The sequence below is a fragment of the Streptomyces sp. NPDC029044 genome, from assembly GCF_040637495.1.
In the GTDB taxonomy this organism is placed as follows: Bacteria; Actinomycetota; Actinomycetes; order Streptomycetales; family Streptomycetaceae; genus Streptomyces.
Map to the genome: position 1 here is coordinate 25,801 of NZ_JBEZWN010000074.1, position 6,743 is coordinate 32,543.

7 protein-coding genes are annotated in these 6,743 nt (G+C 69.7%); 3 read left to right on the plus strand and 4 right to left on the minus strand.

The features are described from left to right. Window positions 1–40 precede the first annotated feature (40 nt). Window positions 41–1,912, plus strand: coding sequence for a cellulase family glycosylhydrolase (locus tag AB0E85_RS34705; protein WP_361935918.1), 1,872 nt, complete (start codon window positions 41–43; stop codon window positions 1,910–1,912). On the opposite strand, the gene AB0E85_RS34710 is transcribed toward AB0E85_RS34705, so the two are convergent. Continuing rightward, a complete protein-coding gene (locus tag AB0E85_RS34710) occupies window positions 1,893–3,149 on the minus strand; it encodes a YncE family protein (RefSeq protein ID WP_361935920.1) in 1,257 nt (418 codons plus the stop codon). The two genes, AB0E85_RS34705 and AB0E85_RS34710, sit on opposite strands and share 20 nt — an antisense overlap. A gap of 190 nt (window positions 3,150–3,339) precedes the next feature. Between AB0E85_RS34710 and AB0E85_RS34715 the strand changes: the two genes are divergently transcribed. After that, window positions 3,340–3,999, plus strand: a complete 660-nt coding sequence (locus AB0E85_RS34715) for a TetR/AcrR family transcriptional regulator (RefSeq protein ID WP_361935922.1) — start codon at window positions 3,340–3,342, stop codon at window positions 3,997–3,999. 211 nt (window positions 4,000–4,210) lie between these two features. On the opposite strand, the gene AB0E85_RS34720 is transcribed toward AB0E85_RS34715, so the two are convergent. Further along, window positions 4,211–4,768: a TetR/AcrR family transcriptional regulator gene (locus AB0E85_RS34720; RefSeq protein ID WP_361935925.1), complete on the minus strand. Its 558-nt coding sequence runs from the start codon at window positions 4,766–4,768 to the stop codon at window positions 4,211–4,213. Between the two features lie 96 nt (window positions 4,769–4,864). Here AB0E85_RS34720 and AB0E85_RS34725 point away from each other — a divergent pair, with 96 nt between their 5' ends. Next, window positions 4,865–5,473, plus strand: coding sequence for a DUF2867 domain-containing protein (locus tag AB0E85_RS34725; RefSeq protein WP_361935928.1), 609 nt, complete (start codon window positions 4,865–4,867; stop codon window positions 5,471–5,473). A gap of 93 nt (window positions 5,474–5,566) precedes the next feature. Here the strand turns inward: AB0E85_RS34725 and AB0E85_RS34730 are convergent, their stop codons facing one another. After that, on the minus strand, window positions 5,567–5,893 hold the full coding sequence (locus AB0E85_RS34730; RefSeq protein ID WP_361935931.1) for a hypothetical protein: 327 nt from the start codon (window positions 5,891–5,893) through the stop codon (window positions 5,567–5,569). 20 nt (window positions 5,894–5,913) lie between these two features. Further along, window positions 5,914–6,743: cbb3-type cytochrome c oxidase subunit I (locus AB0E85_RS34735; RefSeq protein ID WP_361935933.1), on the minus strand; the 830-nt coding region annotated here is incomplete at its 5' end.

Here is a 6,743-nt window from a genome sequence, read left to right on the forward strand (position 1 = left end):
GGTGTTGACGGTGTCCTGATATCGCCGGACTGTAGTGGACATGCCGACTATCCGAGCGCGTCTCCTGGTCGTCCTGGTCGTCCTCTTCGGTTCGGTGTCGGTGGCGGGCGTCCCGCCGGCCACCGCCGCGCCCCCTCCCGGCACCCTCTGGTTCGACGACCCGGCCGTCATGGTGCGCGACGGCCGCTTCACCGACGCCCACGGCCGCGAGATCGTGCTGCGCGGCTACAACGTCTCCGGCGAGACCAAACTCGCGGAGAACAAGGGCCTGCCCTTCGCCTCGGTCGCCGACGCCCGTAAGTCGGCGACCGCGCTGCGCGCCCTCGGCGGCGGCAACACCGTCCGCTTCCTGCTCTCCTGGGCCTACGCCGAGCCCGAGCGCGGCCAGGTGGACACGGCCTACCTGGCGGCCGCCACCGATCAGATGAAGGCCTTCCTCGACGCAGGCATCCGCGTCTACCCCGACTTCCACCAGGACCTCTACTCCCGGCACCTGTTCGACACCGACAGCTGGTACACCGGCGACGGCGCCCCCAAGTGGGCGGTGGACGCCGGGAACTACCCCGACGAGTCCTGCGGCATCTGCCTCTTCTGGGGACAGAACATCACCCAGAACGAGGCCGTGAAGCGCGCCACGTACGACTTCTGGCACAACGCGCACGGCGTGCAGGACGCCTTCCTCACCACGGCCCGGAAGACCATGGAGTACGTGCGGCAGAACCTGAGCACGGACCAGTTCAAGGGCATCGCCGGCTTCGACCCGTACAACGAACCGCACGCGGGCGTCTACGACTCCGGACAGACCAGCCGGGCTTGGGAGAAGGACGTGCTCTGGCCGTTCTACGAGAAGTTCCGGGCCCGCATGGACACGGCCGGCTGGCGCGACAAGCCCGCCTTCGTGGAGCCGAACCTCTTCTGGAACGCCAACCTCGACTTCCAGAAGCAGGAGGGCGGCCTGCTCGACGCCGGCACCCTCGGTCCGCGCTACGTCTTCAACACCCACTTCTACGACCAGAAGGCCATCTCCGGCGTCTTCATGTGGGGCAAGGCGGCCGACGGCCAGTACGCGGGCGACTTCCGCACCGTCCGCGACCGGGCCGCCGCGGCGCGGACGGCCGCCGTGGTCAGCGAGTTCGGCCATCCCCTCGCGGGCAACGTCTCCGACAAGGCGCCGACGGTCCTCAAGGCGATGTACCAGGCCCTCGACTCCCGCCTGAAGGGCGCCGACTGGTGGTCCGACCCGGCGGCCTCGGGGCCGGTGCTCTCCGGCTCCCAATGGCAGTGGGACATCTACAACGGCCGCCACCGCGAGCTGATGAACGGCAACCCCGACAAGGTCCTCACCGCCGGCGACGCCTGGAACGACGAGGACCTCTCCGCCGTACGCCTCGACGACTCCGGCACACCGGTGCTGCGCCAGGACGCCCGGCTCCTGGACCGCCTCTACCCGAGTGCCACGGCCGGTGAGACCGTCGGCTTCACCTACGAGGACCGCTCCCGGGACGGCTCGACGACCCTGACCTGGAACCCGGTGCCCGGCTCCCTGCCGAACGTGCAACGGCTCGTGGGGTCGGGGCAGTACGGGCTGTTGCTCTGGCGCTCCGACGGCGGCTCGGCACCCACCGAACTGCACCTTCCGGCGAGCTTCCCGACCGCGTCGACCACGGTCGTCTCCGACCTGGCCACGGTCCACGGCCCGCCGGCGTACAGCGCCTCCGCCCCGGTCGGCGTGGCACAGGAGCCCGGCGGCACGGGAAGCCGCCGCCTGCTGCTCACCGCGCCGGACTCGGGCGCCCTGCACTACGCGCTGGTGACCAACGGGGCGACGGCTCCCTCGGCGGACCTGCTCGCCGCGGCCCGTTCCGAACTGGCGGCGTGGACGGCGAAGGAGGTCAACCAGCGGAAGGGCTAGTCCAGTCGGCCTGCACCTTGCCGAGCCGGACACGCTGCGGGTGGTCACCGACCGGCACGGACACGACCTTCTTCCCGGAGGCGAAGTCGATGGCCGTGACCTGGTCGGTGCCGCTCTCGGAGACCACACAGGACTTGCCGTCACCGCTGACGGTGGCCCAGTAGGGCTTGGAGGCGGTGACGAGCGGGCCCTCCTGGAGGGTGGCGCGGTCGACGACGGTTGCGTAGTCGTCCATCGTGCCCGCGACGCACAGCTTGCGGCCGTCCGGGCTCATGGAGATGCCGTGGTGGCGCGAGTCGTTGACGAAGGTCGTGCGGTCGTCGCTGGTCGCCGGGTTCTTGGGCAGCGTCTTGGTACGGGTGATCTTTTCGGTGGCGATGTCGTACTCGAAGAAGCCGTTGAAGAACGAGACCTGGAAGTACAGCTTCGACTCGTCGGGCGAGAAGACGGCCGGGCGCACCGCGTCGGAGTGGTCCTTCAGGCCGAGCGCGTCCAGCTGCGGGCGCATGTCGATGACCTTGACCTGCTGGTACGTCGTGGCGTCGACGACCGTGATGCGCCGGTCGCCCTTCGTCCAGTCCAGCCACGGGGCATCGGTCTGCGTGTTCACGTCGCCGATCGCCATGTTGTAGATGTACTTGCCGTCCTGGGTGAAGATGTTCTCGTGCGGCTTGTCGCCGGTGCCGAACTTGCCCAGTTCCCTGCCGGAGACGATGTCCAGGACGTGCACGGTGTTGGAGGTCGACGCCGAGACCGCGACCCGCTTGCCGTCGGGGGAGACCGCCATGTGGTCGGAGCGGTAACCGGACACCGGGAAACGCCAGTTGAGCCGCCCGGAGGCGAGGTCGATCGACACCACGTCGGCGAAGCTCGGCCGGGAGACGACCACCGACCTCCCGTCCGGCGTCGAATACATGTCGTCGACGAACTGGTCGTGGCCCTCGCCGACGCTGTTGCGGATCGCCATGAAGTAGATCCACTTGATCGGATCGGCGTTGATCACCGCCATCCGTTCGTCCTTGTCGGGGATGACGTTGATCCGGCCGATCTTCGCGAAGTCACCGGTGGACCGGATGACATCGGCGGTGCCGTCCCAGTTGTTGCCCACGAACAGCACCTCGCGCAGCGCGGCGGCGGAGCCCGGGGTTGCCGCGGTGGCGGCGGTCGCGGGAACGGTGACGGTCAGGGCGAGGGCTGCGGCTACGGAGCACAGGTGCCGGCGTCGGAAGACGGGCATGACTGCTCCCCTCTCTGCTGGGGGTCTCTGCTGTGGGGTGAGCATGATGAGCGGGGCATGCCAAAGCGGGGGCGGAATCTGAACACACGTGCTTTCAAAGTCAACTTACTGCAAAGTAAGGAAGGGGCGGCCTTCTCCACAAGACCGCGTGCACGACAAAATCGGTGTTCGAACGACGAAGGGAGAGCCGGTGCCGGGCAGACTCAGAGCGCCGACCGGCCGCTACGGCGGCAAGACCGCGGAGGAACGGCAGGCCGAGCGCCGCCGGCGGTTCCTCGACGCCGCGCTCCAACTGTTCGGCGACGCCCCCGGCTTCCGCTCCACCACGGTCGCGGCCCTCAGCGAAACCGCCGGCCTCTCCACCCGCCAGTTCTACGAGGAGTTCCGCACCCTCGAAGACGTGCTCGCCGCGCTGCACCTCCAGGTCAACGGCTGGGCCGAGGCGGCCGTGCTGGAGGCGGCCGCGGGCGCCACGGACCTGCCGGTCGTCGAGCGCGCCACGGCCGTCTTCCGCGCCTACGCAGGGAACGTCACCGCCGATCCGCGCCGGATCCGCATCACCTTCGTCGAGATCATCGGCGTCAGCCCGCGTCTGGAGGAGCAGCGGCTCGCCCGCCGGGCCGGCTGGGTCGACCTCATCTGCGCCGAGGCCGACGCGGCCGCAGCCCGCGGAGAGGCCGCAGCCCGCGACTACCGCCTCGCCGCGACGGGCTTCATCGGCAGCGTCAACGGCCTGCTGCACGACTGGAGCGCCGGCTGGGTCGACGCGACGCTCGACGAGGTCGTCGACGAACTGGTGCGGCAGTTGCTGGGGATCCTGAGACCGCCGGGGTGGACGCCGGAGGGGTGACGATGGGCGCAGGACGCGGGGGCGGTGTCCTGCCGCACGCCGCCCGGGCCCCGGCCGGTTCCGGCGCCTGCCGGGCGGGACCTGCGCCGGCGCTTCCCGGAGCTGCTCACGGCCATCGCCGTGAGACCGGCCGCGCGGACCACGGACCGGGCGGTGGCGGTCGCCCGAGCCGCGTATCGAGACGCCCCCTCGACCGGGATCGGACCGGCCATCAGCTCAACAACCGTTCCCTGACCGCGGCGAGGACTTCCGTGCGGCTGCGGGGGCCGTTGTCGGCTGCGATGAGGTGGTCCCCGATGCGCAGCGAGAAAGTGATCAGGCAGCGGGCCTCGACATCGCCCTCGTCGGGGCAGAAGGCGCCGTAGAGCTCGCGCAGATAGTCCATGCGCCGGTTGTCGGCCCGGCGCAGACACCGCGCGGCGCTCTCGTCGCGCCGGGCCCAGTCGCGGATCGCGAGCTCGACCCCGGCGCCGGTCACGCGTGCCTCGCCCGACCCCACGAAGTCGAAGAGACGCCCGAGCCGCTCGCGGGCGTCGCCTCCGTCGCGCTCGATCAGCTCGATGACATCCTCGGTGACCGCCCGCTCCCAAACTTGGAGCATCTCCTCCAGCAGGTCGGCACGGTTGCGGAAGTAGCCGTAGAAACCGCCCTTGCTGACGCCGAGCGCCTGGGCGAGGACCTCGACCCGGACGGCCTCGGGGCCGCCGGCTGCAAGCGCCCGCAGCCCCTCCTCGATCCACTTGTCCCGCGGCGTACGGATCGCGCCCATGCCGTGTCTCCCCTCACATGTCCCGGCCAAGTATACGGAGCCGTATAAACAGGTCTATGCTCGATCTATACGCCACCGTATAGACAAGGATCTGCCATGAGCGATCTGCGCCTTCCCTCAACCGATCACACGTCCCGCCCCTGGCGGATCCATGAGATCGCCGGAGACTTCCGGCTGGAGGATCTGTGGGCGCTGCCGACGCCGGGTGGCCCGGACGACCTGCACCACCTGGTCCAGCAGATGGCGGACGGCAAGGGCGGTCCGGACGGCGGCAACCCCGTGGGCCGCTTCCTCTTCGCGGTGCGCTGGAAGCTCGGCGCGCTGCTCGGCTGGGACAAGCCGGACTCGGGCGTGGGCGGCCGGGTGGCGACGCTGCGCGACCGGCTGCCGGACGACCTGCGCGCGGGGCCGAGGGGGCCCGACCTCTGCGCGGCGCCCTTCACGTCGGTCTTCCAGACCCACGACGAATGGGCCGCCGAGTACGCCAACAAGACCATGCACGGGGTGATGCACATCGGCTGGGTGCCCGACGGAAACGGCGGCCACCGCGGCCAGATGGCCGTCCTGGTGAAGCCCAACGGCCGCCTCGGCTCCCTGTACATGCTCGGCATCAAGCCGTTCCGGTACCTGGGGGTGTACCCGGCCCTGATGCGGTCGATCGGCCGGGAGTGGCGAGAGAACACCGCGCGCCGAACGGAAGGCTGACGCCTCCCCTCCCGGTGACCCTGGGCTCCGCCCGAGCCCCCGCTCCTCGGTCGGCGGGGGGCCGGGCGACGTTACGAGGGTCATCGGGACCTCTCAGGCCGACACCAGCACCACCAGATCCGCCGCCACCACCAGTGCGATCCCCAGCAGCAGGCCGGCCAGCAGTCGTGCGCGGAGCCTGCGGTACACCGCCTCGTACTCGCCGCGCAGTTCGTCGCCGCGCCGGGCCGTGAGCTGCCACGAGGCCCGGGCGAGGGCGAGATGCTCCTCCGCGAACCGCCCTTGCAATTCCACCCGTTGGGCCTCGGGAAGCCAGGCCAGCCCGGCGGTGAAGCGGGCAGCGGCCGCGTGGGCCTCCTCGTGTGCGGCGGCCGCGAGCAGATGACCCTCGACCTCGTTGTGGAACGCCCGCAGATCCACGGGAAGCTCCTCCCGGGCCGTCACCGGAGCGTCAGCTCCCGCTCCGCCGACACGACGGCGTCGTGGTGCAGGTCGAACGCCGGGGACTCGCTGCGGATCTTCGGCAGGACGACGAAGTTGTGCCGCGGCGGCGGGCAGGAGGTCGCCCACTCCAGGGAGCGGCCGTAGCCCCAGGGGTCGTCGACCTCGACCGGCTTGCCGTACTTGGCCGTCTTCCACACGTTGTAGAAGAACGGCAGCATCGACATGCCGAGCAGGAACGAGAAGACGCTCGACACCGTGTTGAGGGCGGTCAGGCCCTCGACTGCCAGGTAGTCGGGGATCCGGCGCTGCATGCCCTGGGCGCCCAGCCAGTGCTGGACCAGGAACGTGCCGTGGAAGCCGGTGAACAGCGTCCAGAAGGTGATCTTGCCGAGACACTCGTCCAGCATCCTGCCGGTGAACTTCGGCCACCAGAAGTGGAAGCCGGAGAACATCGCGAACACGACCGTCCCGAAGATGACGTAGTGGAAGTGGGCCACCACGAAGTACGAGTCCGAGACGTGGAAGTCGATCGGCGGCGAGGCCAGCAGCACACCCGTGAGCCCGCCGAAGACGAACGTGATCAGAAAGCCCGTCGCCCACAGCATGGGCGTCTCGAACGAGAGGCTCCCGCGCCACATCGTGCCGATCCAGTTGAAGAACTTCACGCCGGTCGGTACCGCGATGAGGAACGTCATGAAGGAGAAGAACGGCAGCAGCACACCGCCGGTGAGGTACATGTGGTGGGCCCACACCGTCACGGACAGACCCGCGATCGCGATGGTCGCGCCGATCAGACCCGTGTAACCGAACATCGGCTTGCGGGAGA

Bases quoted from the DNA above. Each gene is read 5' to 3' on its own strand.
- AB0E85_RS34705 (WP_361935918.1), top strand. From the start codon at position 41: ATGCCGACTATCCGAGCGCGTCTCCTGGTCGTCCTGGTCGTCCTCTTC.
- AB0E85_RS34710 (WP_361935920.1), bottom strand. From the start codon at position 3,149: ATGCCCGTCTTCCGACGCCGGCACCTGTGCTCCGTAGCCGCAGCCCTC.
- AB0E85_RS34720 (WP_361935925.1), bottom strand. From the start codon at position 4,768: ATGGGCGCGATCCGTACGCCGCGGGACAAGTGGATCGAGGAGGGGCTG.
- AB0E85_RS34725 (WP_361935928.1), top strand. From the start codon at position 4,865: ATGAGCGATCTGCGCCTTCCCTCAACCGATCACACGTCCCGCCCCTGG.